The organism is Microbacterium oxydans (genome assembly GCF_006540085.1).
In the GTDB taxonomy this organism is placed as follows: domain Bacteria; phylum Actinomycetota; class Actinomycetes; order Actinomycetales; family Microbacteriaceae; genus Microbacterium; species Microbacterium oxydans.
Genome location: NZ_BJOG01000007.1, coordinates 186,266 through 209,367 on the forward strand (window position 1 = coordinate 186,266; position 23,102 = coordinate 209,367).

Consider the following 23,102-nt stretch of genomic DNA (forward strand, 5'->3'; position numbering starts at 1 on the left):
TCGAGCGTGGCGCTGACCGATGGCGGAGTGGCCGCCGGTCTTCCTCTCATTCTCGGATGCCCCTTCCCGCCGCACTTGTCGCGGAGCGCGCCGAAGATGTCCTCGCGCGAACGATGCGCCCGCTGGCAGGTGCGCGGCGAGCAGGCCTCCCGCGATCGGCTCGAGTCCCCGTCGCCGGTCGCGGCGTGCGCCATCGCCGCGCCGGGTCCCACCAGGCCGGCCCTCGCACCTGCGGCGCTCCCCCACGCATGCGGATCTGCCAACCTGAGGTGTCCAACGTGCGGTGATGGTGCCAGCAGAGCGCCACCCCGTTGTCGGTGTGGGTGGAACCCCCACGGGCGTACTCCGTGACGTGGTGGATCTCGCACCAGGCGGCCGGGACGTGGCACCCGGGAATGAGGCATTCGCGGTCCCGCACGCAGATCGCGCGGCGCTGCGCCGGAGTGAAGATCCGGTCGCTCGACCCGAGCCCGACGATCCTTCCTCCGGCCCCGTAGACGACCCGCTGGATCGAACCGCCGCACGCCGTGTGCGCGGCGACGCGGGTCGAGACAGGCGTGTCGACCCCGTCGACCCGCGCCCAGCCCCGCCCCGTGGCGTAATCCTCGGCACCGACCGTGACCACGAGAGTCGGGGCAGCACCGCCCAGCCGCGGCATCTCGTCGTGTCGGGCCGCGATGCCCAGGGCCGCCGCGAGTGCATCGTGCTGCTTCTGTGCCCGCGTGCGCGCGTCGATCATCCCGCCAGGGTCCCCGGACGGAAGCACATCGTCATCCGGCGACACCGGGGCATGCGGACTCCCGGCAACGAATTCCTCGAGCTCCGCGGACGGTACGAAGTGGACACCGGGAAGCGGCGGACCGTCGACCCTCGGGTTCAGATACGCGTCCCAGATCCGCTGCAGCTGCCCCGCGACCTCCGGCAGCAGCGCGCCGCGAAACGGGATGACGCCGTCCTTGGCGCGCCCCAGCACCACCCCGCGAGCCCGCAACGCGATGTCCTCAGCCGGCTCCGCCCCGTCCGGGTCCAGGTACTGCACGATCAGCTGAGCTTGCACCCGCAGATCCTCGGGCGTCGGTGCCGGACCGGGCTCGTTCTCGGCACCGTCGTCGCTCTCCGCGCCACGAGCGACTCCCGCCAGATACGCGTCCGCCTCCCACCGGTCGGCGACGCGCACGCGCGGACCGGCCTGCTCGATCGGCCCCGTCGCAGCCAGCAACCCGGTCACGCCGATCGCCCCGTCGAGGAGGGCCTCGCGCAGCGCCGGCCACCGCGCCGGCAGCCACTCTCCGGAGGAGAGGTCGACATCGCGTCGCACCAAGCGCGCGCCCTTCACAAGGCGCGCGGCACCCACCGCGTCGGTGCGGAGCACACGCTGCAGCAACTCGTTCATCGAGCGGCAGCCGTACCGTCCGCAGAACGCCGGCTCCCCCGACCTGTCAGGACGCTGATCGACGCTCGCCACCGCCTCGACGACCACGGCCTCCACGCGTCGCTGGATCTCGCCCACGACCCGCAGCAGGTCCATCATCTCTCCTGCATCGAGAGCGCCCATGGCGCCGGACTGGAGCACGGCGTCGAGAGCGACGACCGTGTCGTCGAGAACCGCTGCCGGGGTGCTTTCCATACGACGATTCAATAGAGGGCCACCGACATTTCGAGGCACGATTACCCCTGTTCAGGGCGATATTCCAGTACGCTCGAGACACTCCTCCTTCACACCAAGAGACCCGCGATCAGCCCTCCACACCACCCCAGCATCCGCACCGAAAACCTCCGCCGCACCCCGGTCGCAGGAGAACCCTCACACCAGGTCGGAGTCCTCGAAGATCAGGATCGTCCGTGTGGAGCGGATCGACGGGATCGCCTGGATGTCCTCCAGCACGATGCGACGGAGGTCGCGGGCGTCGTTGGCCCGCACGAGCAGCAGCACGTCGAAGTCGCCCCCGACCAGAGCCATGTGCTCGATCTCGGGGATCACCCTGAGCCGCGCGCTCACCTCCTGCCACGTGGCCTGCTCGATCGCGAGCGTCACATAGGCGCTCGCGTGGTGTCCGAGCAGTACGGGGTCGGTGCGCACCGTGTACCCCGTGATCACCCCGGTGTCGGTGAGTCGCTTGATCCGCGCGTGCGCTCCGGCGCGGGAGATGTGCACCGACTCGGCGATCGCGGTCATCGACGCGCGAGCATCCCGCCGCAGCTCAGCGAGGATCGCGCGATCCGTGTCGTCGAGCGCCGCCATGGCACCCCTCTCTCCTCCGGGAAATACTGACACTTCGGAGGCCATTCTGACACGGCGAGCGCAATCGTCCATGATTGCGCAGCGGTTCTTGGATGACTGTCGCATGCGCGGCATGCTGTCCTCATCGAGTTCGGCAAGGAAGGCGGACGGATGCACCCCCATGACATGCTCCCGCGAGACACCGCGGTACGACTGATCGACGAGGACGGGACCACCCTCCCCGACGAGGCATACGCGCTCCCCGCCGCCGACGTCCTGCTCGCCGCTTACCGCGGGCTCGTCGAAGGCAGACGCATCAACGACCAGGCGGGCGCGCTCGTCCGCCAGGGCCGCCTCGCGGTCTACCCCTCGTCACATGGTCAGGAGGCATGCCAGGTGGCAGCGGCGATGGTGCTCGGTGACACCGACTGGCTCTTCCCCACGTACCGCGACTCGGTCGCGGTGATCGCCCGCGGCATCGCTCCCGCTGAGGCGATGGTGCTCCTCAAGGGCGACTGGCACTCGGGCTACGACGTGCGCGCGCACCGCGTCGCCCCACAGGCCACCCCGCTCGCGACCCAGCTCCTGCACGCGGTCGGCTTCGCGCAGGCGGCGAAGCACCGCGGTGAGGACACCGTCGTGCTCGCGCTCTGCGGCGACGGTGCCACGAGCGAGGGCGACTTCCACGAGGCGATGAACTTCGCCGCCGTGTTCCATGTCCCGGTCGTGTTCTTCGTGCAGAACAACGAGTTCGCCATCTCGGTGCCCCTCTCCCGGCAGACCGCTGCCCCCTCCCTGGCACACAAGGCGGTCGGCTACGGCATGCCGGGGCAGCGCGTCGACGGCAACGACGTGGCCGCGGTCCTCGCGGTGCTCACGGAAGCCGTCGACCGCGCCCGCGCCGGCGGCGGCCCCTCCCTGGTCGAGGCGCACACCTATCGCATGCAGGCGCACACCAACGCCGACGACGACACCCGCTACCGCGAGCGCGAGGAAGTGCAGGCCTGGCTCGCCCGCGACCCGCTCCTGCGCCTGCGCGCGCATCTCACTGCGACAGGGGCGCTCGACGCCGCCGCCGAGGAGCGCTTCGCCTCGGGTGCCGAGGAGATCGCGGCGGCGATGAGGGCAGCGCTGAACACCGACGCAGACCTCGATCCCGAAGACCTGTTCCGCTTCGTGACCGCGACCCGCTCCCCGCAGCTCGACGAGCAGTGGCACCTGCTGCGCGACGAGATCGAACGCTCGCGTCTCGCCGACGCCGAGCACGCCACGACCGGAGGCCACCGATGACGATCGCACAGGACGACACGCGCATCGAGAGCGGAGTCACCACGACGACCACGATGACCATGGCCGCCGCCTTGAACAGGGCACTGGCCGACGCCATCGAGTCGGATCCGGACGTGGTGGTCTTCGGCGAAGATGTGGGAGCCCTCGGTGGCGTCTTCCGCATCACGGATGGACTCACCGCACGCTTCGGTGAGGACCGCTGCTTCGACACTCCGCTCGCGGAGTCCGGGATCGTCGGCACCGCGGTGGGGATGGCGATGAACGGGCTGCGCCCCGTGATCGAGATGCAGTTCGACGCCTTCGCCCTCCCCGCGTTCGAACAGGTCGTGAGCCATGTCGCCAAGCTCGGCAACCGCACGCGCGGTGGCATGCGCATGCCCCTGGTGATCCGCATCCCGTTCGGGGGCGGCATCGGGGGCGTCGAGCACCACTGCGACTCGTCCGAGGCCTACTACGCCCACACCCCCGGCCTCACGGTCGTCAGCCCGGCCACTCCGCAGGACGCGTACTCCCTGCTGCGTGCGGCCATCGCCTCGCCCGACCCGGTGATCTTCCTCGAGCCCAAGAAGCTGTACTGGAGCAAGGGCGAGGTCGACACCTCAGTCACCACGGAGCTCGGTTCGGCGCGTATCGCCCGCGACGGCACGGATGTGACGCTCCTCGCGTACGGCTCGTCCGTGCCGCTCGCACTGGAGGTCGCCGAGGTGGCCGCTGCGGAGGGGCGGAGCGTGCAGGTCGTCGACGTCCGCTCCCTCTCGCCGTTCGACGACGCCACCGTGACGGCCGCCGTGAAGTCGACAGGCCGTGCCGTGGTCATCGCGGAGGCGCCGGGCTACGTGAGCGTCGCCTCCGAGATCCAGGCACGCGTGTTCGAGCGCTGCTTCGAATACCTGGCGGCGCCCGTGCGACGGGTGACCGGATTCGACACGCCCTACGCACCTCCGAAGCTCGAGCACTGGTACCTGCCGGACGTCGACCGCGTGCTCGATGCGATCGACACCCTGCACTGGGAGGACGAATCATGAGCACTCCGGTGAAGCCGCAGACGGGCACGCGGGTGTTCCGACTGCCCGACCTCGGCGAGGGGCTGACCGAGGCCGGACTCGTGCAGTGGCTCGTCGCGGTCGGCGACACCATCGTGACGGACCAGCCGATCGCCGAGGTCGAGACCGCGAAGAGCATCGTGGAGCTGCCGTCGCCGTTCGCCGGAGTCATCACGGCTCTGCACGGCACCGCCGGGGACACGATCGACGTCGGCGCCCCCGTGCTCGAGGTGGCGGACTCCCCGTCTTCCGCGGCGGCTCCCGAATCACCGGCGACTCCCGCTCCACCGGCCCAGCCCGAGCACGAGGCGTACCGCGAGGAGGAACGCGCGGGCTCAGGGAACGTCCTCATCGGCTACGGCACCACCGCTCGTGCGACCAAGGGGCGGCGGCGCCCCCCGGTCGCATCGACGACGATTCACCCCGCATCGACGACGATCCACTCCGCATCGGGGACGCTTGCGGGCACTTCGCCCGCTGGATCGTCCGAGCGGCGCCCCGTCGCCGTACGCTCCCCACTCGTGCGTCGTCTCGCGCGAGACCTCGGTCTCGACGTCCACTCGATCACAGCGACCGGCGCCGATGGTGCCATCACCCGCGCCGACGTGCTGCGTGCCGCGGTGGACGGCGCGGTCGACGCAGTGGCCGACGGCGCCTCCGCACACGACAGCGGCCGGACGACGCCAGGAACAGGCGTGGGCCCCGAAGCAGGCGAGACGGTCGACGGTCTCGAGGTGCGCGCGCGCGAGCGGATGTCGCCGCTGCGCAAGGCTGTCAGCGCGAAGCTCTCCCGCAGCCGGTCCGAGATCCCCGAGGCCACGGTCTGGGTGGATGTCGACGCCACCGAGCTGTGGGATCTGCGTGCGCGGATGGCTCCGGAGGGAGGCAAGGCGCCGTCGGTGACCGCACTGCTCGCCCGCTTCGTCCTGCTCGCCCTCGAGGAGTACCCCGTGCTGGCCTCGCGCCTCAGCGAGAACGGGGACGAGATCCTCTCCTTCGACGGAGTGAACCTCGGCATCGCCGCCGACACCGAACGAGGGCTCCTGGTCCCGGTCGTCCCCCGCGCCCATGCCCTCTCCGTGACCCAGCTCGACTCGGCGCTGCGCGAACTCACCACCACGGCCCGCTCCGGCGCGATGCCACCGGAGCGGCTGCGGGGATCGACCTTCACGCTCAACAATTACGGAGGCCTGGGCGTTGACGGCTCAGCCGCGATCATCAACCACCCCGACGTGGCCATCCTCGGGATCGGCCGGATCATCGAGCGCCCGTGGGTCGTGGACGGAGCGATCGTCGCCCGCCGCATCGTGCAGATCTCGCTGGTGTTCGACCATCGGGTATGCGACGGAGGCTACGCCGCGGGCTTCCTGCGCCGGGTGACCGAACTCATCGAGCATCCGTTGCGGGCATTCGGGAGGGTGTAGGCGCTGCGCGCTCGGTTGAGCCGCGCCTCCGGGTCAGCCGAACACGAGCGGACGCTTCGTGGCGTCCTCCACCGTGATGCCGATGATCGTGGCGCCCGGCTCCTCGACATCGCGATCGGCATGGAACCGCAGCAATCGACCATCGCGCGACGCCATGTCGTACCAATGCTCCTCGGAGGAGACGACCGAGACCGTCGTGCCCTGCGGGTACGCCGCGACCGCGTCCGCGACCGGAGCCCCCACGCGAAGTCCGTCGATCGCCGGGAGGTCCGCGCCGACCTGAGTCGTCCCGGAGACGGAGCGGGCGTCGCCGACGGTGACGGATGCGACGGCGGCGCCGTCTTCGGTCGCCTGGACGAGCATCGAGCTCGTGCCCGCGTCGTTCACGAGCTTCGAGGGGTCTCCCGGGAAGGGCGGGGGGATCACCTGCGCCGCTCGCGCCGCAGAGATCGCCTCGTCGACGGGGTCTCCGAGACGGATCGGCCCGACACCGCCGGCCGTGATCATCCAGTCACCCCAGGGGGCCGAGGCATTCTCAGCAGGTTCCGGTTGCTCCGTCGGGGGGTTCGCGGTGAGCTTGTCCATCAACGCGGCGCGAGCTTGTTCCGCTCGCTCCTGGAGCTTCTCCGCGACGGCTTCGGCATCCGGCCGGGCCTCTCCGTCGAGCGACTGCGATACCTGCACGAGAACGTTCCCGACCGTGGCGTAGGCGCTGAACGTCGACCATCCCCCCTCGATCTCCGGCAGCGTCAACGTGCCGGCCAGTGCGCGCACGTTGTCCGAGGCCGCGGGAGTGACGGATTCGAACGAGGCAGGGCCGTTGTAGTCGAAGCTCGCGCACTGTGCCGCCGCGTCGACGAGCTGGTCCAGTCGCGCCTGTGCATGCGCTTCATCGGCGAACTGGAGAGCAAGCATCTGCCCGAAGCGATAGTCCGAGTCGGCCGTCGTCGTCCACGACACGTTGCGCGACCCGACGCTCCACAACGATTGCTCGGCGAACAGCGCGCCGCAGACCTCCGGGACGATCGCCGGGCCGCCGCCATCGGAGATCTGCTCGAGAACGGAGGACGGCTCACCGATGTCGGTCGAGCCGGGAAGGAGCGAACCGATCTCGTCGGCGGTGAACAGGAATCCTTCCAGTTCCTCACCGACGAAGATCGCGGGCCCCGTATAGGGCTCCGGTGGCGACGTCGTCTCCGGAGCAGCGGTCGGCTCGGGATCGGCCCCCGGCGCGCAGCCGGAGAGCACGAGAAGTGCGGCGACCGCTATTCCTCCGACGTGGATGCGAGCGATTCCAGAACGCGCCATGCGAACCCTCCGATGTGTCATACAGCGCCGATCCGGCGCCCCCTGCGTTGATCGTAGGGTTCCCGGACTCGATGGCGCGAGAAGGGCGACCGTGTCGAGATCAGACCGAGACCGATCGCATGCCCTCGAACGCATACGTTCCACGCGACCCCGATGCGGTACGCTCGGCAATTACTGACCGATCATTCGGTTATGAAAGTCGCCGAGCGCCGTACAGCGCTCTCCCCCGGAATCGCAGAACAATGGAGTTCGCATGACGTCAGCAGTCTCCGACCGCACCTCGCCCACACGGATGCCCGCCGAAGAACGGCGCGTACTCGCCGGCACCCTCGTGGGCACGTCGATCGAGTGGTACGACTTCTTCATCTACGCGCAAGCAGCGGGGCTGGTGCTCGCGCCCCTCTTCCTGGCTCCGATCGCACAGGAGAACCCCGGCTTCGCCCAGGTGCTCTCGTTCGCGACAATCGGCATCTCCTTCCTCTTCCGCCCGCTCGGCGCGATCGTCGCGGGCCACCTCGGCGACAAGCTCGGTCGCAAGAAGATGCTCGTGCTCACCCTCGTCATGATGGGCCTGTCCACGTCGTTGATAGGCCTCCTTCCGACGTATGCCGCGATCGGCGTGGCCGCGCCCATCCTGCTGATCCTGCTCCGCATCGTGCAGGGATTCTCCGCGGGTGGCGAATGGGGCGGAGCCGCCCTGATGGCCGTCGAGCACGCGCCGAACAGCCGCAGAGGACTCTTCGGGGCGTTCCCGCAGATCGGCGTCCCCGTCGGCATGATCCTTGCCACTTCCACCCTGTGGGTGCTCACCAGTTCGATGTCGCCGGAGGCCTTCCTCGAGTGGGGCTGGCGCATCCCCTTCCTGCTCTCGATCGTGCTCATCGCGGTCGGCTACGTGATCCGACGCGCGGTCGATGAGAGCCCGGTGTTCGAGGACCTGCGGCGCCGCCGCAAGGAGGCATCCGCTCCCCTGCGCCGGCTCTTCCGTCAGAACACCAAGCAGGTCGTCCTCACCGCGATCATCTTCATCGCGAACAACGCGGCGGGGTACCTGCTCATCGCGTTCTTCGCGACCTACGCCGTCACCACCCTCGGCATGGACCGACCCCCGGTGCTGCTGGCGACCACCCTCGCCTCGTTCGGGTGGCTCATCTTCACCCTGTGGGGCGGACACCTCTCCGACCGGCTCGGCCGCATCCGCACGTTCCAGATCGGCTACGTGGCGCTCGCACTCTGGGCGGTGCCGATGTGGTTCCTCATCGACACCGCGAACATCCTCTGGTACTTCGTGGCACTGTTCGTGATGACGTTCGCGCTCGGACTCTCTTACGGCCCGCAGGCAGCCCTGTACGCGGAGATGTTCCCCGCGAACGTGCGCTATTCGGGCGTCTCCATCGGCTACGCCCTCGGTGCGATCCTCGGCGGAGCGTTCGCGCCGATGATCGCGGAGGCGCTGATGAACCAGTTCCACGCGGCCTGGACGATCGGCGTGTACATCGCGGTGGCATCCGTGATCTCGCTGATCGGCGTCTCGCTCGTCAAGGAGACGAAGGGCGTGGACCTGCTCAGCTGAAGCCGCCCCGATCGCGGCGCCGGCCACACCTGTGACATAATTACCGGACGATCGGTCAGTAATTCGGGCCGATCGTCCGGACAACGGGCAACCCGTCGAGACAACGCAGTCAGGAGTTCCGCATGACCGAGGCCTACCTCGTCGGAGGCGTACGCACCCCGGTCGGTCGCTACGGCGGAGCCCTGGCCTCCGTCCGTCCCGACGACCTCGCAGCGATCGTCGTCCGCGAGGCCGCGCGACGCGCAGGCGTCGACCCCCTCCAGGCCGAGATCGACGAGGTCATCCTCGGCGCCGCGAACCAGGCGGGCGAGGACAACCGCAATGTCGCCAGGATGGCGGTCCTGCTCGCCGGCCTTCCCGACAGCGTCCCCGGCATCACGGTCAATCGACTGTGTGCCTCCGGCATGTCCGCCGTCACGATCGCCGCTCAGGCGATCCGAGCCGGCGACGCCGACCTCATCATCGCCGGCGGCGTCGAATCGATGACCCGCGCACCCTGGGTGCAGGCCAAGCCCGAGAAGGCATGGGCGAAGCCCGGCGCCGCCTTCGACACCTCGATCGGCTGGCGATTCCCGAACCCGCGGCTCCTGGCCCGCGAGAAGGCGACGTACACGATGCCGGAGACCGCGGAGGAGGTCGCGCGCGTCGACGGCATCGGACGCGAAGAGGCGGACGCGTTCGCCCTGCGCTCGCAGCAACGGGCCGCCGCGGCGATCGCAGACGGACGGTTCGAGGCGGAGATCGTCGGAGTCCCCGTCGGCTCGGGTGAGGTGCTCGTGGACGAGGGCCCTCGACCGGAGACGACGCTCGAAGGCCTCGCCCGACTGCGGCCCGTCGTCGCGGGCGGTCAGGTCGTCACCGCCGGAAACTCCAGCGCGCTCAACGACGGTGCCTCCGCGATCATGGTCGCGAGCGCGGATGCGGTCGAGCGGCACGGGCTGACACCGCGGGCGCGGATCGTCGTCGGCACCAGCGCAGGACTCGCGCCCGAGATCATGGGCCTCGGACCGGTGCCCGCCACGGAGAAGGCGCTGCAGCGCGCCGGGCTCTCCATCGACGACATCGGCTCCGTCGAGCTCAACGAAGCGTTCGCCACCCAGTCCATCGCCTGCCTCCGACGCCTCGGGCTGGACGAATCCCGCGTGAACGCCGACGGCGGAGCGATCGCGCTCGGTCACCCGCTCGGCTCGTCCGGCTCCCGCCTTCTGGTCACGCTCCTCGGACGCATGGAGCGCGAGGGCTCCCGCTACGGACTCGCCACCATGTGCGTCGGCGTCGGCCAGGGCGCTGCTCTGATCGTGGAGAAGGTGTGATGCCGCGGTCTCCCCTCGGCGATACGCAGGCGCACGACGAACCCCTCCTCGTCGAAAGGCGTCACGACCGCGTGGTCGCCACCCTCAATCGGCCGCACAAGCGCAACGCGATCGACCAGGCCACGATCGACGCGCTGCACGCGCTGTGCACCGAGCTGGAGACCGTGCCGCTCCCGCTGATCCTCACCGGCGCCGGCGGGGTCTTCGCGGCGGGTGCCGACATCGCCGAACTGCGCGAACGGCGTGCCGCCGACGCGCTGCGCGGGATCAACGCTCACGCGTTCGTCCGACTCGCCGAACTGCCGATGCCCGTCATCGCGGCGATCGACGGCTACGCGCTCGGCGGTGGAGCCGAGCTCGCCTACGCGGCGGACATCCGCATCGGGACGCCGACGCTCGCGATCGGCAACCCGGAGACCGGGCTGGGCATCCTCGCAGCGGCCGGCGCGAGCTGGCGTCTCAAGGAGATCGTCGGCGACGCCAGGGCGATCGAGCTGCTGCTCACGGGTCGCACGGTGAAGGCAGAGGAGGCGCTGCGCATCGGGCTGGTCTCGGCGATCCACGAGACGACGGACCTGCTGCCGACCGCCCACGCCCTCGTCGACCGCATCGCCCGCAACGACCCCGCAGCGACCATCGCGACCAAGCGGGTGTTCCGGGCACCCCGCGACCACCACCCCGCCGCCGATCTGGAAGCCCAGGCCGAGCTCTTCGAGAGCCCGGAGAAGTTCCGACGGATGACCGACTTCCTCGAACGGAGAGACCGATGACCGAGAGCACGTTCATCGCGCCCGAACAGGTGGGGGTGCTCGGCGGCGGCCGTATGGGCGCGGGCATCGCGCACGCCTTCCTGCTCGCCGGCTCCCGGGTTGGCATCGTCGAACGCGACGCCGACGCGGCGGAGGCGGCCACGGCACGCGTGCTCGAGTCCATCGACGCCTCGGTCGCACGCGGCACGGCCCTCGACTCCCCCGAGGCCTATCGGGCGCGCCTGACCACGGGCACGGATGCCGCCCTGTTCGCGCAGTGCACGCTCGTCGTCGAAGCCGTTCCGGAGGACCTCGCCCTCAAGGTCGACGCGCTCCGTCGGGTCGAGGCGCAGATCGCACCGGACGCCGCCATCGCCTCGAACACCTCGTCCATCTCGATCGATGAGCTGGCCGCGGTGCTCGATCGCCCCTCGCGGCTGCTGGGCATGCACTTCTTCAATCCGGTGCCCGCCTCCACCCTCGTCGAGATCGTCCATGGTGCGAGCACCGCTCCTGCGCTCGTCGATGCCGCCCGCGGCTGGGTGGCCGCCATCGGCAAGACACCGATCGTCGTGGCCGATGCTCCCGGATTCGCGTCGTCCCGCCTCGGCGTCGCGATCGGGCTCGAGGCGATCCGCATGCTGGAGGAAGGTGTGGCCTCCGCCGAGGACATCGACGCCGCGATGACGCTCGGATACAAGCACCCCGTCGGTCCGCTGCGGCTCACCGACATCGTGGGCCTCGACGTGCGCCTGGGCATCGCCGAGTACCTCTCCGCACAGCTGGGTGAGCGCTTCGAACCTCCGGCCCTGCTGCGACGCCTGGTCGCCGAAGGCCACCTCGGCCGCAAGAGCGGACGCGGCTTCTACGAATGGGACGCCTCAGGAAGGGAACAGAAATGATCGAGATCCTCCCCAGCTACGTCGAGGGAGCGTGGTGGACGCCGTCGTCCGACGCCGAGGCCACGGATGTCCGTGACGCCTCAACGGGAGAGGTCGTCGCCCGCGTCTCGACCGACGGGCTCGATCTGGGGCCCGTGCTCGACCACGCCCGCACCGTGGGACAGGCGTCGCTGGGAGAGCTCACCTTCCATCAGCGCGCCGTGGTGCTCAAGCAGCTCGCCCTCGCCCTCACCGAGCGCAAGGCCGAGCTGTACGAGCTGTCCAGCCGCACCGGTGCCACAGCGCAGGACTCCTGGGTCGACATCGACGGCGGGATCGGCGTGCTGTTCGCGTACTCCAGCAAGGGCCGGCGCGAGCTGCCCAACGCGAAAGTGTACGTCGACGGGGGTGTCGAGAACCTCTCCAAGGACGGCTCGTTCCTCGGCCGCCACATCTACACGCGACTCCGCGGCGTCGCCGTGCAGATCAACGCCTTCAACTTCCCGGTCTGGGGGTCTCTCGAGAAGTTCGCACCCGCGTTCCTCGCCGGCGTCCCCACCGTCGTGAAGCCGGCCACCCCCACCGGATACCTCGCCGAGGCCATGGTGCGCGTGATGGTGGAATCGGGGCTCCTCCCCGACGGGTCGCTGCAGCTGGTCTCCGGCAGCGTGCCGGGTCTCTTCGACGAACTGCGGCTGGGCGATCTGGTCGCCTTCACCGGCTCCGCGTCGACCGCCGAGAGCCTGCGTGCCCACGATGCCGTGCAGACGGGAGGGGTGCGCTTCACGAGCGAGACCGACTCGATCAACGCGTCGGTCCTCGGAACGGATGCCGTCTCGGGCACGCCGGAGTTCGATGCGTACGTCAAGCAGCTGGTCGCCGAGATGACCACGAAGGCCGGGCAGAAGTGCACCGCGATCCGCCGGGCGATCGTGCCGGCGGAAGCTGTCGACGACGTGATCGCCGCGGTCCGCGAGCGGCTGTCGTCGCGCGTGATCCTCGGCGACCCGCGCGCCGAAGGGGTGACCATGGGCCCGCTCGCCTCCACCGCGCAGCGTGAGGAGGTGCTGCGCCAGGTCGACCGCCTGCAGGCCGGAGGCGGCGAACTGGTGATCGGCACGACCGACGCGCCGATCGTCCGCCATGCCGACGGCACCGAAGGAGCAGCCCCCGACGGCGCCTTCGTGGCGCCGATGCTGCTGCGCTTCCCCGATCCCACGAGCCCCGCCGTGAACGAGATCGAGGCGTTCGGACCCGTGTCGAGCATCGTCGGCTATCGCACCCTCGACGAGGCGAGCAGCCTCGTGGCTCGCGGCGGCGGCTCGCTCGTGACGAGCGTGGCGACGCACGACCCCGAGGTGGCCGTCGCCCTCGCCACCGGCATGTCCGCCTACAACGGGCGCGTCCTCTTCCTCGACCGGGACGACGCCCGCACCTCGACGGGGCACGGCTCTCCACTCCCGAACCTCGTGCACGGTGGCCCGGGCCGCGCGGGCGGAGGTGAGGAGCTCGGCGGCATCCGGGCGGTGCTGCACCACATGCAGCGCACCGCGGTGCAGGGTTCCCCGGAGATGATGACCGCGCTCACGGGAGTCTGGCACCAGGGCGCGAGCTCGCGCCCGTACGAGCGGGGCGACGGCGTGCACCCGTTCCGAAAGTCGCTGGCCGAACTGCACGTCGGCGATCAGGTGGCCAGCGGCTCGCGCACGGTGACCCTCGACGACATCGAGACGTTCGCGGCGTTCACCGGCGACACGTTCTACGCGCACATGGACGAGGACGCTGCCTCCGCGAACCCGTTCTTCCCCGGACGCGTGGCGCACGGATACCTGCTGGTGTCGTGGGCTGCGGGACTGTTCGTCGACCCGGCTCCCGGCCCCGTGCTGGCGAACTCCGGGCTGGAGAATCTGCGATTCGTCACGCCCGTCTCCCCCGGCGACGACATCAGGGTCGAGCTGACCGCGAAGCAGATCACCCCAAGGGAGACCGACGAGTACGGGGAGGTGCGGTGGGATGCGGTGCTGAAGAACCAGCACGATGACATCGTGGCCACGTACGACGTGCTCACCCTGGTGGCGAAGGAGCGTGCGGCGGCGTGACGCTGAGCGCGGGAGCCCCGGTCAGACGACCGCGGCTCCCGCGCCATCGTCCGTGCGCAAGCCGTCCAGGGCGATGGCCACCACGTCGTCTGCGAGACGGTCGGCGCCCTCGCGCCCGCCGGGCCGATACCACTCGACGATCGAGTTGATCATCCCGAACACCAGACGCGCCACCACACTCGCGTCGATGTCGGCCCGCAGCTCCCCCTCGCGCTGCGCCTCAGACACGAGAGCGGTGATCCGACGGTCGAACGCCCGGCGACGGATGAGAGCCCTGCGCTCCACCTCGGTGTTGCCCCGCACCCGCAGCAGCAGCGTCACGGCCGGCAGCTGCTCCACGAGCACCCGGACGGCGCCGCGCAGCACCTGCTCGAGCCGGTCGACCGCGCTCGATGCCCCCTGAGCGGCAGCCGAGTCGGGAATCGGGCCGTCCACCACGGCTTCCAAGCCGCTCAGCGCCGCGTCCAGAGCGAGGTCGAGGATCTCGTCCTTCGAGCCGAAGTGATGGTAGATCGCCGACTTCGACAGACCGAGGCGCTCGGCGAGCATCCCGATCGACGTGGCGTCGTACCCGTACTCGTTGAACGCGGCGACGGCGACGGCGAGGATCCCCTGCTGGTCGTACCCCGGTCGGCCTCGTCGCGTGCTCTGCATCTCGGACATCACCCCACAGTCTCGCACTCGAAGCGGCGGGCGGGCGGGAGCACCGACCGCGAGGCGGGCGCGACGGCTCTCCGTGTCAATCCCCGCATCGCCCGCATCAGCGCAGGTCGTACACCCGCTTGTACTTCCCCTCGCTCCGGGGCAGCGCTCCCGGCTCCTCGAGTTGGACGGCCACCGTCGATCCGACGAAGATCTTGATCCGCTGCGCCAGCACCTCCGCGGCGCTGCGGCAGGTCTCGACGGACAGGTCGGGGTGCCGCTCGATGCGGACCTTCAGCGTGTCCATGCGCCCCGCCTTCGACAGCTCGAGGATGAAGTGCGGGGTCAGCTGCTCGATCCCCAGCACCAGCTCCTCGATCTGCGTGGGGAACACGTTCACGCCCCGCAGGATGATCATGTCGTCGTTGCGGCCGGTGATCTTCTCCATCCGCCGCATCCCGGCCCGGGCCGTCCCGGGAAGCAGGCGGGTGAGGTCGCGGGTGCGATAGCGGATGACCGGGAACGCCTCCTTGGTCAGAGAGGTGAACACGAGTTCCCCGAGTTCGCCGTCCGGCAGCACGGCGCCGCTCTCTCCGTCGATGATCTCCGGCAGGAAGTGGTCCTCCCACACATGCGGACCATCCTTGGTCTCGAGGCACTCGTTGCCCACACCGGGCCCCATCACCTCGCTGAGACCGTAGATGTCGAGCGCGTCGATGCCGAGGCGCTGCTCGAGCTCGTGACGCATCTCGTTCGACCAGGGCTCCGCTCCCAGAACCGCGACCTTCAACGAGGTGGAGCGCGGGTCGACTCCCTGCGCGGCCATCGCATCGGCGATCGTCAGCAGATAGCTGGGCGTGCACAGGATCGCGTCGGGCTCGAAGTCGAGGATCAGCTGCACCTGGCGTGCGGTCTGGCCGCCGGACATCGGGATGACCGTCGCGCCGAGCGCTTCGATGCCCGCGTGTGCGCCGAGCCCGCCGGTGAAGAGTCCGTAGCCGTAGGCGTTGTGCACCTTCATGCCGGGGCGGATGCCGCTGGCTCGCAGCGAACGCGCGACCAGCGCGCCCCACCGCTGGAGATCGCCTCTGGTGTAGCCGACGACCGTCGGGCGGCCGGTGGTGCCGCTGGAGGCGTGGATGCGGGCGACGTCGGACATCGGCACAGCGAACATCCCGAACGGATAGGTCTCGCGCAGATCCGCCTTGGTCGTGAAGGGAAGCAGCCGCACGTCGTCGAGCGTGCGGATGTCGTCCGGGTGCACGCCGGCCTCGTCGAACTTGCGCGTGTAGAGAGGCACGTTCGCGTAGGCGTGGCGCACGGTCTGCTGGAGTCGACCGAGCTGGAGCGCGGCGATCTCGTCGCGCGACATCCGCTCTTCCGCGTCGAGCTCGGCGGATGCGGGCGGGTGGACGTGGGAGGGTGTTGCGGTCGTCATCGACACGAGGTTCTCCGGAGCATTCAGAAGGTCTGGCTGGTGGTGCGGGAGCGCCCGCGGAACTCGGCGACGGGATCGCCCCGTTCGTCGACCACGGTCACGTCGTAGATGCCGGAGCGTCCGCTGAGCGACCGTCGGACGGCGGTGGCGGTGAGGGTCTGTCCCGATACGGTCGGCTTCAGGAAGGAGATGTCCGCGCCGGCGGCCACGGTGACCCTGTCGTCTTCGTTGCACGCGATCGCGAAGGCGGTGTCCGCCAGGGCGAAGACGAAGCCGCCGTGGGTGATGTGGAAGCCGTTGGTCATGTCGTCCCGCACGCGCATCGAGACGACCGCGTGGCCGGGGTCATCGCATTCGACCACGAGGCCCAGCGAAGCCGAGGCGCGGTCGCGCTCCATCATCGCGCGGTTCGGGCGCGCGTCGTCCGTCGTCCGCGCCGTCGCTTCCGTCATCGTCGACCTCCTCGTCGAGCGGGTTCGGGCGCTGCACCTGCGGTACCCGATCCGCTCATACTAACCGACCGATCGTTCAGTTAGTCAAGCAGGTCAGCCTCGTCTGCTCCGGGATCCCGGCCTGTGGACGAACCCCTCAACTGAAGTCGGGAAGCCGGCGCAGTGTCGTATCCTCCGTCAGGATGCCGGTGATCACGGCACTCGGGTCGCCGGCGTCGCGATCGACGCGGAACCGGATCGCCGCCCCCTCGCGCGTCGTCCACTGATAGAAGTACTCGCCGGAGGACACGATACGGATCGCCGTGCCCCCGGGGAACGCATCCTCGGCCTCGCCGACGGTGTCGCCGATCCGCACCTCGCCTGCCGTCGGCAACGCGGCAGGATCCTCCTGGGGCTCGTTCCCGACGTTCGCGGAACCGATGGATGCGGCATCGACGACGGAGTCGCCCGCGTCGGTCCACAACAGCACAGAGGCCGAACCGTCCGGACTGACGATCCGCGTCTGCCCTCCGTCCCACTCCGGCCTGATCACCGTCGCTCCCGGGACGGCCGCGATGGCCTCGTCGAGGTCGGAGCCGAGGACGATCGGCCCGATCCCGGTAGCGCTCACCTGCCAGCTGCTCCACGCCGCAGAAGGGTCGACAGCAGGCGGCGTCGCTGCGGGCGCCGGCGGGTTCGCGGTCAACTCCTCGATCAGCTGCGACCGAGCGTCGGACGCCTGGTCGCTCAGGAACGCAGCGGCCCGCTCAGCGTCGAAGGCGGCGTCGCCGGTGAACGGCTGCCAGAAGTTCACGAGGACGTTGCCGACCGACGCGTACCCCTGGTAGAGCCGGTGTCCGCCGCCGAGTCCGTCGTCGAGCACCAATGCTCCGGTGACGGCGCGGATCCCATCCCCGGAGTCGAGCGTGGTCGAATCGAACGTCGACGCGCCGCTGCCGTAGGTGAAGTCCGCACACTGCTTCGCCACCTCGACGTACCGGTCCATCAGCCCCTGCGCCGTCGCCTCGTCCGCGAACTGGAGCACATGCATCCAGCCGTCCCGCCCATCGGGGAGGGAGCTGGTCCACGTGACCGAACGCGCGCCGATCGACGCCTGGGAAGGCTCGTAGAGGAAGAGGTTGCAGATCGCCGGCGAGAGCTCGGGGCCGCCTCCGTCGGAGATCTGGATCAGCGACGGTGACGGCGACCCCACGTCGCCGACGTCGGGGAGGAGACCGGCGATCTCGTCGGCGCTCGTCAGGAACCAGTCGAGCTGGTCTCCGACGAACACCGTCGGACCGTCGTACGGCGCCGGAGCAGGGCTCTCGGTTGCCGGAGTCGGCTTCGGTGTGGCTTGCGGTGCGGGCACGCACCCCGACAGGGCGATGATCGCCCCCGCCGTGAGCACTCCCAGGACAGTTCGTGACGACCACCGTGTGGACATGGACCCTCCGATTGCTCGCGACGCCACGATCGACGCCCCCTCGCTGACGAGCCTAGAGCCGGATCCATCGCCCTCACGCTTCTGGACCATGTCCATATCAGAATGGAACGAAACGCATGCCGAGGTGCGCATACGACGTGGCAGGACCGTTTCGTTCACTCCTCGACGAGAGTCGAGGAGACGGCTGCGCGCGCGGCATCCGCAGAGCTCGCACCGACTGCTGCCTCCGCGGCTCGTCGGCAGTCATCGACGGACAACTCCTGCAGGCGCGCGGCCACGCGACCGAGCGATCGCGGCGCCATGGACAGCGACGTCACCCCGAGGCCGATCAGGACCGGAGCGAGCGCGGGGTCGCCGCCTGCTTCGCCGCAGACGCCCACCGACTTTCCGGCAGCCCGACCTGCGGCACCGACGGCGGCGATGAGTCGCAGCACTGCAGGCTGCCACGGATCGTTGAGGTCGCCCAGATCGCTGAGCAGCCGATCCGCCGCCATCGTGTACTGGGCGAGGTCGTTGGTGCCGAGGCTCACGAAGTCGACGACCTCGAACAGCTCCGCGGCGAGCAGTGCGGCGGACGGGGTCTCGATCATGATGCCGACCCTGTCGAGCCCCGCGGACCGACAGCGTTCGGCGAAGTCCCTGGCCTCGTCGACCGTCGCGACCATCGGAGCCATCACCTCGACCTCCGCCGCTTCCGCCGCAGCCGCTCGCGCGAGGGCGACCAGCTGATCATCGAGAAGTTGCGGTCGGCGTCGGGCGATCCGCAGCCCGCGTACGCCGAGCGCGGGGTTGTCCTCGCTGTCGGAGTTGGCGAAGGGAAGGGGCTTGTCGCTCCCCGCGTCGAGGGTGCGCACAACGACCTTGCGCCCGGGGAAGGCGGACAGCACGCCGCGATAGGCGGTCACCTGTTCGTCGATGCTCGGCGCCTCGGCGCGGTCGAGGAAGCAGAACTCCGTGCGGAAGAGTCCAACGCCCTCCGCATGCGCCGAGGCCGCCACCGTCGCGTCCGCCGCTCCTCCGACGTTGGCGAGCAGCGGTATGCGCTGCCCGTCGGAGAGCGCTCCGACGCCGTCGAAGTCGACAGCGGTCGCCGAGGCGCGCGCTTCGGCGACGCGGGATTCCGCCGGGGCGACCTCCACCGTGCCGCGGTCGCCGTCCACGAGGACCATCGTCCCCACCGGGATCGCCTGGGCGTCGACGACACCGACGACAGCCGGCAGCCCCAGGGAGCGCGCGATGATCGCCGTGTGCGAGGTCGGTCCGCCCTGGACCGTGACGAGGGCGACGCATCGGCCCCCGGCGAGCAGAGCGGTGTCAGCGGGAGCGAGGTCGGCGGCCACCAGCACGAAGGGATCGTCGCGCTCGGGGACACCCGGCATGTCGACTTCGAGGATCTCGGCGATGATCCGGTCGCGTACATCGCGGATGTCGGCGATGCGCTCGGCCATCCGACCCCCCAGCGCGGCGAGAGCCTTCTCGTGGACGACGGCGGTCTCCCAGACCGCACGGGCGGCGGTGCGCCCCTTGGAGAGGACCAGAGCCGTCGCCTCGGACACCAGCTCGGGGTCGGAGGCCAGCAGGCGCGAGGCGTCGAGGATGGCCTTGGTCTCTCCCGTCGCCTGCGCCGTGCGTGTGCGGAGCTGATCGGCGACCGCGACGGCGGCCCACTCGATCGCCGACACCTCGGAATCGCGGTCGGCGGGGGGCACCAGCACGTCCGGATCGGGTTCGGGAAGCGGCGGTGCGAGATGCACGACGGGGGCGGCGGCCCGGCCGGAGCTCACCCCGCGCCCGCGGAGCACGGCGCCCGGCGCGACGGTTCGCGTCGGCTCCTCCTGCGCACGCGATTTCGGTTCATCCGCGCGCGTCGGCAGACCGGGTGCGGGTGCGATCGCGGTCGAAGTCGCGTCGCCATCGGGTCCGGTCTCCTCGGTCCCCTCCCCGAAGCCGTCATCGAACAGAGCGACCAGGCGATCCAGCGCCTCCTCTCCCCCATCGCCCCGTGCAGTCAGCTCGATCTCGTCCCCCTGCCGCGCACCGAGCACGAGCAGCCGCGTCAGGCTCGCCGCCGACGCGTCGGGGCCGTCGGGGAGCCGGCGCACGCGCACATCCGCGCCGGACGACGCCTTCGCGATCAGTGCCGCAGGACGCGCATGGATCCCCTGCGGGTTGCGGACCCGCACTCGTCGCACCTGCGCGTCATCGTCCTTCGGAGCATCGGAGGTCTCCGCCTCGTGCGCCTCCTCGACACCGAGGGCGCCGGTCTTCGCCGCCAGGGCCGTAGAGGCCTCAGCCGCCACGGTGTCGAGCGATCCGCCCGCCGCAGCGGACACGACAGCGGCGAGAAGCCCCTCCACGAAGGGTGCGGGAGCGAGCCGGACGGTCACGTCGCTCGAACGCAGCTCCACCGCGAGTTCCGCGCTGAGCACGGCTGAGCCCAGATCCATGAGCACGAGGACGCCGTCGCACTCCGTGGCGAGCTCATCGATGGCGGCGGACACCGCGACAGCGTCCGTACCGAGGATCGGTACGCCCTCGGCGTCGACTCCGGCGCCGGCGGCGACCCGCACCCGCACCTCGCCGTCGTGGACCATCTGCAGGGCGAGCTCCAGCGCCGCCTCCCCGAGCCGTGCACTGTGGGAGACGGCGACGATGCCGATCATCTGGCGCTGTCCTCGATCGTCTCGGCGAGCGTCTCGAAGAGGATCGCCGTCGAGGCCGCTCCGGGGTCGAGGTGTCCGGCGCTGCGCTCGCCCAGGTAGCTCGCCCTGCCCTTCCGGGCGACGAGAGGGAGGGTGGCGTCCCGACCTGCCGCCGCGGCATCCGCAGCGGCTCTGGCGGCGTCGGAGACGGAGGCGCCCGCGGCGAGCGCGGCATCCATCGCGTCGACCGCCGGCGCCATCGCGTCGAACATCGTCTTGTCCCCCGCCTCGGCCTTGCCGCGCGCGACGATACCGTCGAGTCCTGCCCGCAGTGCGGCCGCGAGAGCGTCGCCGTCGAGATCGGACACGGCACCCGCGGCCATGCCCATGCGGAGGAAGAACGTGCCGTACAGAGGCCCGCTGGCACCGCCGACCGAGCTCACCAGCGTCATGCCGACCGTCTTCAGGAGCTCGTCCACCGTTGCCGGCGCGCCGGCGGACAGCTTCTCGCCGACAGCGCCCATGCCCCGAGCCATGTTGGCCCCGTGATCGGCGTCGCCGATGGCCGAGTCGAGTTCGGTGAGCCAGTCGCGCTTCTCCGTCACGGCGGCGCCGAAGCGTGCGATCCAGTCGGCGAGGAGCGTGGTGTCGACCGCGGCCATCAGACGCCCCATCGCAGACCGGGGGTGTTCACCGGGGCATCCCACAGCCGCAGCAGCTCATCGTCGGCTTTGAGCAGGGTCACCGAGCACCCGGCCATGTCGAGCGAGGTGATGTAGTTGCCGACGAGGTTCCTGGCGACCTGCACTCCGGCCTTCTCCAGCAGCGCGGCGACCTCGCCGTACATGAGGTACAGCTCGATCAGCGGGGTCGCACCCATGCCGTTGAGCATCACGATCGCAGGACCGGTGCCGTCGATGTCGGCCAGGATCGGCTCGACGAGCTGCCGGGCGATCTCGGAGGCCGGGGCGAGGGGTTCGCGATGCCGACCCGGCTCCCCGTGGATCCCTATGCCGATCTCCATCTGATCGTCCGGAAGGTCGAAGGTGGGCTTGCCCGCTGCGGGCACCGTGCAACTGGTGAGGGCCATTCCCATCGAGCGGCCCTGTCCGTTCACCTTCTTCGCCAGCTCGACCACGGCCGGGAGGTCGCGCCCCTCCTCCGCTGCCGCCCCGAGGATCTTCTCGAGCAGCACGGTGAGGCCCACCCCGCGGCGTCCTGCGGTGTACAGGGAGTCCTGCACCGCGACGTCGTCGTCCACCGTGATGCTGCCCACCTCGATGCCGTCCATGGCGGCGAGCTCGGCGGCCATCTCGAAGTTCAGCACGTCACCGGTGTAGTTCTTCACGATGTGGAGCACACCCGCTCCGCGATCGACGGCCTTGGTCGCGACCTGCACGCGGTCGGGGGTGGGTGAGGTGAAGATCTCTCCGGCGACAGCGGCGTCCAGCATCCCGGTGCCGACGAAACCGCCGTGCAACGGCTCATGGCCGGAGCCTCCGCCGGAGACGATCGCGACCTTGCCCTGCGCCTTGGGCGTGGCGCGCGTGATGACGTGGTTCTCCAGGTCGACGGAGAGCTCGGGGTGAGCGAGCGCGACGCCTCTCAGCGACTCGACGAGAACGTCTTCCGGGGCGTTGATGAGCTTCTTCATCGTTCGATCTCCTTTGATCTTTCGCGGACTCTTTCGCAGAAATCCGAAAGCAATTCGTTAATGTCGAATATGCTCGGAGCCTGCCGGGTTGTCAAGATCAATCGTGAAGCCCGGCTCCATCGACACCGGCTCGACGACGCACCGGAAGGAGGCCCTCCCCGTGATCCAGGCGATCGACCGCGCGGCGAAGATCCTCGAACTGCTCCAGGGAGCACGCCACCTCGGCATCACCGACCTCTCTGCAGCCCTCGGCCTGCCGCCGTCGACCGTGCACGGGATCGTGAAGTCGCTGCGCGCGCACGGGCTCGTCGCGAAAGAGCGGGGTGGCCAGCGCTACATGCTCGGCCCCACCCTGCTGCGCCTGAGCAACGTCTACCTCGACACCCTCGACGTGCGCGCCAGAGCCATGCGGTGGACGCAGGAGCTCGCACGCCGCACCGACCTGTCCGTACGGCTGGGCGCTCCGCACTTCACCGATGTGCTCGTCATCCACCACAATCTGCGCCCCGATGACAGCCAGCAGATGCTCGAGACCGGTGTCGCCATCCCCGCCCACGCCTCGGCGATGGGCAAGGTGCTCCTCGCCTACGACCTCGGGTTCCAGCAGAGCGTCTTCGAACAGCCGCTGCGCAGCCTCACCGGCGACACCGTCACCGACGTGGCGCGCCTGACGCTGGAGCTGCCGTCGATCGCCGAACGCGGCATGGCCGGGGAGTTCGACGAGGCCGTCCTCGGCGAGTCCTCGATCGCCGCCCCCGTCGCTGACGCGTCGAACGACATCGTCGCCGCGGTCGCCGTCGTGTTGCCCACCTCGCAAGCGCCGACGTCGGATGCGATCCTCAACGCACTGCGGGAGACGGCACGCAACATCTCACGCGAACTCGGCGCCACCGCCTGGCCCCCGCGCATCGCGCCCGCCGACGACTGACACCTGTCCCACGCAGCGCCAC

At 70.0% G+C, this 23,102-nt stretch carries 19 protein-coding genes; 9 read left to right on the forward strand and 10 right to left on the reverse strand.

Going from position 1 to position 23,102, the window contains the following annotated elements; all coding sequences use genetic code 11:
* Positions 1-46: 46 nt before the first annotated feature.
* Both MOX01_RS14060 and MOX01_RS14065 read right to left on the reverse strand, forming a co-directional pair.
* Positions 47-1,627, reverse strand: coding sequence for an HNH endonuclease signature motif containing protein (locus MOX01_RS14060; protein ID WP_141370207.1), 1,581 nt, complete (start codon positions 1,625-1,627; stop codon positions 47-49).
* 177 nt (positions 1,628-1,804) lie between these two features.
* Positions 1,805-2,242, reverse strand: a complete 438-nt coding sequence (locus MOX01_RS14065; RefSeq protein WP_141370209.1) for an Lrp/AsnC family transcriptional regulator — start codon at positions 2,240-2,242, stop codon at positions 1,805-1,807.
* Between the two features lie 150 nt (positions 2,243-2,392).
* On the opposite strand from MOX01_RS14065, the gene MOX01_RS14070 reads away from it, so the two are divergent.
* From MOX01_RS14070 to MOX01_RS14080, 3 genes are read left to right on the forward strand one after another with little or no spacing between them, the layout of a single operon-like run.
* Positions 2,393-3,511 carry a thiamine pyrophosphate-dependent enzyme gene (locus MOX01_RS14070; RefSeq protein WP_141370211.1) on the forward strand — a complete coding sequence of 373 codons (1,119 nt, stop codon included), beginning with the start codon at positions 2,393-2,395 and terminating at the stop codon, positions 3,509-3,511.
* Positions 3,508-4,536, forward strand: a complete 1,029-nt coding sequence (locus tag MOX01_RS14075; protein WP_141370213.1) for an alpha-ketoacid dehydrogenase subunit beta — start codon at positions 3,508-3,510, stop codon at positions 4,534-4,536. Before MOX01_RS14070 ends, MOX01_RS14075 begins: the two co-directional genes overlap by 4 nt.
* Positions 4,533-5,978 (forward strand): dihydrolipoamide acetyltransferase family protein, encoded by a 1,446-nt coding sequence (locus MOX01_RS14080; RefSeq protein WP_141370215.1) that lies wholly within the window; start codon positions 4,533-4,535, stop codon positions 5,976-5,978. Before MOX01_RS14075 ends, MOX01_RS14080 begins: the two co-directional genes overlap by 4 nt.
* Before the next feature lie 33 nt (positions 5,979-6,011).
* On the opposite strand, the gene MOX01_RS14085 is transcribed toward MOX01_RS14080, so the two are convergent.
* A complete protein-coding gene (locus MOX01_RS14085; protein ID WP_170224276.1) occupies positions 6,012-7,286 on the reverse strand; it encodes a sensor domain-containing protein in 1,275 nt (424 codons plus the stop codon).
* Between the two features lie 253 nt (positions 7,287-7,539).
* On the opposite strand from MOX01_RS14085, the gene MOX01_RS14090 reads away from it, so the two are divergent.
* From MOX01_RS14090 to paaZ, 5 genes are all read left to right on the forward strand, one after another.
* Entirely contained in the window at positions 7,540-8,859 is a 1,320-nt protein-coding gene (locus MOX01_RS14090; RefSeq protein WP_058632475.1) for an MFS transporter, read from the forward strand.
* A 122-nt stretch (positions 8,860-8,981) separates the two neighbouring features.
* A complete protein-coding gene (locus MOX01_RS14095) occupies positions 8,982-10,172 on the forward strand; it encodes an acetyl-CoA C-acyltransferase (protein ID WP_141370219.1) in 1,191 nt (396 codons plus the stop codon).
* The gene (locus MOX01_RS14100) at positions 10,172-10,942 is read left to right on the forward strand and encodes an enoyl-CoA hydratase/isomerase family protein (RefSeq protein ID WP_141370221.1); all 771 of its coding nucleotides are present in this window, start codon (positions 10,172-10,174) and stop codon (positions 10,940-10,942) included. Before MOX01_RS14095 ends, MOX01_RS14100 begins: the two co-directional genes overlap by 1 nt.
* Positions 10,939-11,823, forward strand: coding sequence for a 3-hydroxyacyl-CoA dehydrogenase family protein (locus tag MOX01_RS14105; RefSeq protein WP_058632478.1), 885 nt, complete (start codon positions 10,939-10,941; stop codon positions 11,821-11,823). Before MOX01_RS14100 ends, MOX01_RS14105 begins: the two co-directional genes overlap by 4 nt.
* Entirely contained in the window at positions 11,820-13,901 is a 2,082-nt protein-coding gene (gene paaZ / locus MOX01_RS14110) for a phenylacetic acid degradation bifunctional protein PaaZ (protein ID WP_141370223.1), read from the forward strand. Before MOX01_RS14105 ends, paaZ begins: the two co-directional genes overlap by 4 nt.
* A gap of 21 nt (positions 13,902-13,922) precedes the next feature.
* Here the strand turns inward: paaZ and MOX01_RS14115 are convergent, their stop codons facing one another.
* The 7 genes from MOX01_RS14115 to dhaK all read right to left on the reverse strand — a co-directional run bounded on the left by MOX01_RS14115 (position 13,923) and on the right by dhaK (position 22,152).
* On the reverse strand, positions 13,923-14,564 hold the full coding sequence (locus tag MOX01_RS14115) for a TetR/AcrR family transcriptional regulator (RefSeq protein WP_061017921.1): 642 nt from the start codon (positions 14,562-14,564) through the stop codon (positions 13,923-13,925).
* 97 nt (positions 14,565-14,661) lie between these two features.
* Positions 14,662-15,981: a phenylacetate--CoA ligase PaaK gene (gene paaK, locus MOX01_RS14120; RefSeq protein ID WP_141370225.1), complete on the reverse strand. Its 1,320-nt coding sequence runs from the start codon at positions 15,979-15,981 to the stop codon at positions 14,662-14,664.
* A gap of 23 nt (positions 15,982-16,004) precedes the next feature.
* Positions 16,005-16,433 carry a hydroxyphenylacetyl-CoA thioesterase PaaI gene (gene paaI / locus MOX01_RS14125; protein ID WP_141370227.1) on the reverse strand — a complete coding sequence of 143 codons (429 nt, stop codon included), beginning with the start codon at positions 16,431-16,433 and terminating at the stop codon, positions 16,005-16,007.
* Positions 16,434-16,569: 136 nt separating this feature from the next.
* The gene (locus MOX01_RS14130; RefSeq protein ID WP_141370229.1) at positions 16,570-17,856 is read right to left on the reverse strand and encodes a hypothetical protein; all 1,287 of its coding nucleotides are present in this window, start codon (positions 17,854-17,856) and stop codon (positions 16,570-16,572) included.
* A gap of 155 nt (positions 17,857-18,011) precedes the next feature.
* A complete protein-coding gene (ptsP, locus tag MOX01_RS14135; RefSeq protein WP_141370231.1) occupies positions 18,012-20,519 on the reverse strand; it encodes a phosphoenolpyruvate--protein phosphotransferase in 2,508 nt (835 codons plus the stop codon).
* Positions 20,516-21,160, reverse strand: a complete 645-nt coding sequence (dhaL, locus tag MOX01_RS14140; protein WP_061017936.1) for a dihydroxyacetone kinase subunit DhaL — start codon at positions 21,158-21,160, stop codon at positions 20,516-20,518. Before dhaL ends, ptsP begins: the two co-directional genes overlap by 4 nt.
* Positions 21,160-22,152 carry a dihydroxyacetone kinase subunit DhaK gene (gene dhaK / locus MOX01_RS14145; protein WP_058632482.1) on the reverse strand — a complete coding sequence of 331 codons (993 nt, stop codon included), beginning with the start codon at positions 22,150-22,152 and terminating at the stop codon, positions 21,160-21,162. The genes dhaL and dhaK overlap by 1 nt, the downstream gene beginning before the upstream one ends.
* Before the next feature lie 88 nt (positions 22,153-22,240).
* On the opposite strand from dhaK, the gene MOX01_RS14150 reads away from it, so the two are divergent.
* Positions 22,241-23,080: an IclR family transcriptional regulator gene (locus MOX01_RS14150; RefSeq protein ID WP_230977941.1), complete on the forward strand. Its 840-nt coding sequence runs from the start codon at positions 22,241-22,243 to the stop codon at positions 23,078-23,080.
* Positions 23,081-23,102: the final 22 nt, after the last annotated feature.

Bases quoted from the DNA above. Each gene is read 5' to 3' on its own strand.
- MOX01_RS14105 (WP_058632478.1), top strand. From the start codon at position 10,939: ATGACCGAGAGCACGTTCATCGCGCCCGAACAGGTGGGGGTGCTCGGC.
- paaK (WP_141370225.1), bottom strand. From the start codon at position 15,981: ATGACGACCGCAACACCCTCCCACGTCCACCCGCCCGCATCCGCCGAG.
- MOX01_RS14080 (WP_141370215.1), top strand. From the start codon at position 4,533: ATGAGCACTCCGGTGAAGCCGCAGACGGGCACGCGGGTGTTCCGACTG.
- MOX01_RS14090 (WP_058632475.1), top strand. From the start codon at position 7,540: ATGACGTCAGCAGTCTCCGACCGCACCTCGCCCACACGGATGCCCGCC.
- MOX01_RS14085 (WP_170224276.1), bottom strand. From the start codon at position 7,286: ATGGCGCGTTCTGGAATCGCTCGCATCCACGTCGGAGGAATAGCGGTC.
- MOX01_RS14115 (WP_061017921.1), bottom strand. From the start codon at position 14,564: ATGTCCGAGATGCAGAGCACGCGACGAGGCCGACCGGGGTACGACCAG.
- MOX01_RS14095 (WP_141370219.1), top strand. From the start codon at position 8,982: ATGACCGAGGCCTACCTCGTCGGAGGCGTACGCACCCCGGTCGGTCGC.
- paaI (WP_141370227.1), bottom strand. From the start codon at position 16,433: ATGACGGAAGCGACGGCGCGGACGACGGACGACGCGCGCCCGAACCGC.
- MOX01_RS14060 (WP_141370207.1), bottom strand. From the start codon at position 1,627: ATGGAAAGCACCCCGGCAGCGGTTCTCGACGACACGGTCGTCGCTCTC.
- MOX01_RS14075 (WP_141370213.1), top strand. From the start codon at position 3,508: ATGACGATCGCACAGGACGACACGCGCATCGAGAGCGGAGTCACCACG.
- MOX01_RS14065 (WP_141370209.1), bottom strand. From the start codon at position 2,242: ATGGCGGCGCTCGACGACACGGATCGCGCGATCCTCGCTGAGCTGCGG.
- ptsP (WP_141370231.1), bottom strand. From the start codon at position 20,519: ATGATCGGCATCGTCGCCGTCTCCCACAGTGCACGGCTCGGGGAGGCG.
- MOX01_RS14130 (WP_141370229.1), bottom strand. From the start codon at position 17,856: ATGTCCACACGGTGGTCGTCACGAACTGTCCTGGGAGTGCTCACGGCG.
- paaZ (WP_141370223.1), top strand. From the start codon at position 11,820: ATGATCGAGATCCTCCCCAGCTACGTCGAGGGAGCGTGGTGGACGCCG.
- dhaK (WP_058632482.1), bottom strand. From the start codon at position 22,152: ATGAAGAAGCTCATCAACGCCCCGGAAGACGTTCTCGTCGAGTCGCTG.
- MOX01_RS14070 (WP_141370211.1), top strand. From the start codon at position 2,393: ATGCACCCCCATGACATGCTCCCGCGAGACACCGCGGTACGACTGATC.
- dhaL (WP_061017936.1), bottom strand. From the start codon at position 21,160: ATGGCCGCGGTCGACACCACGCTCCTCGCCGACTGGATCGCACGCTTC.
- MOX01_RS14100 (WP_141370221.1), top strand. From the start codon at position 10,172: ATGCCGCGGTCTCCCCTCGGCGATACGCAGGCGCACGACGAACCCCTC.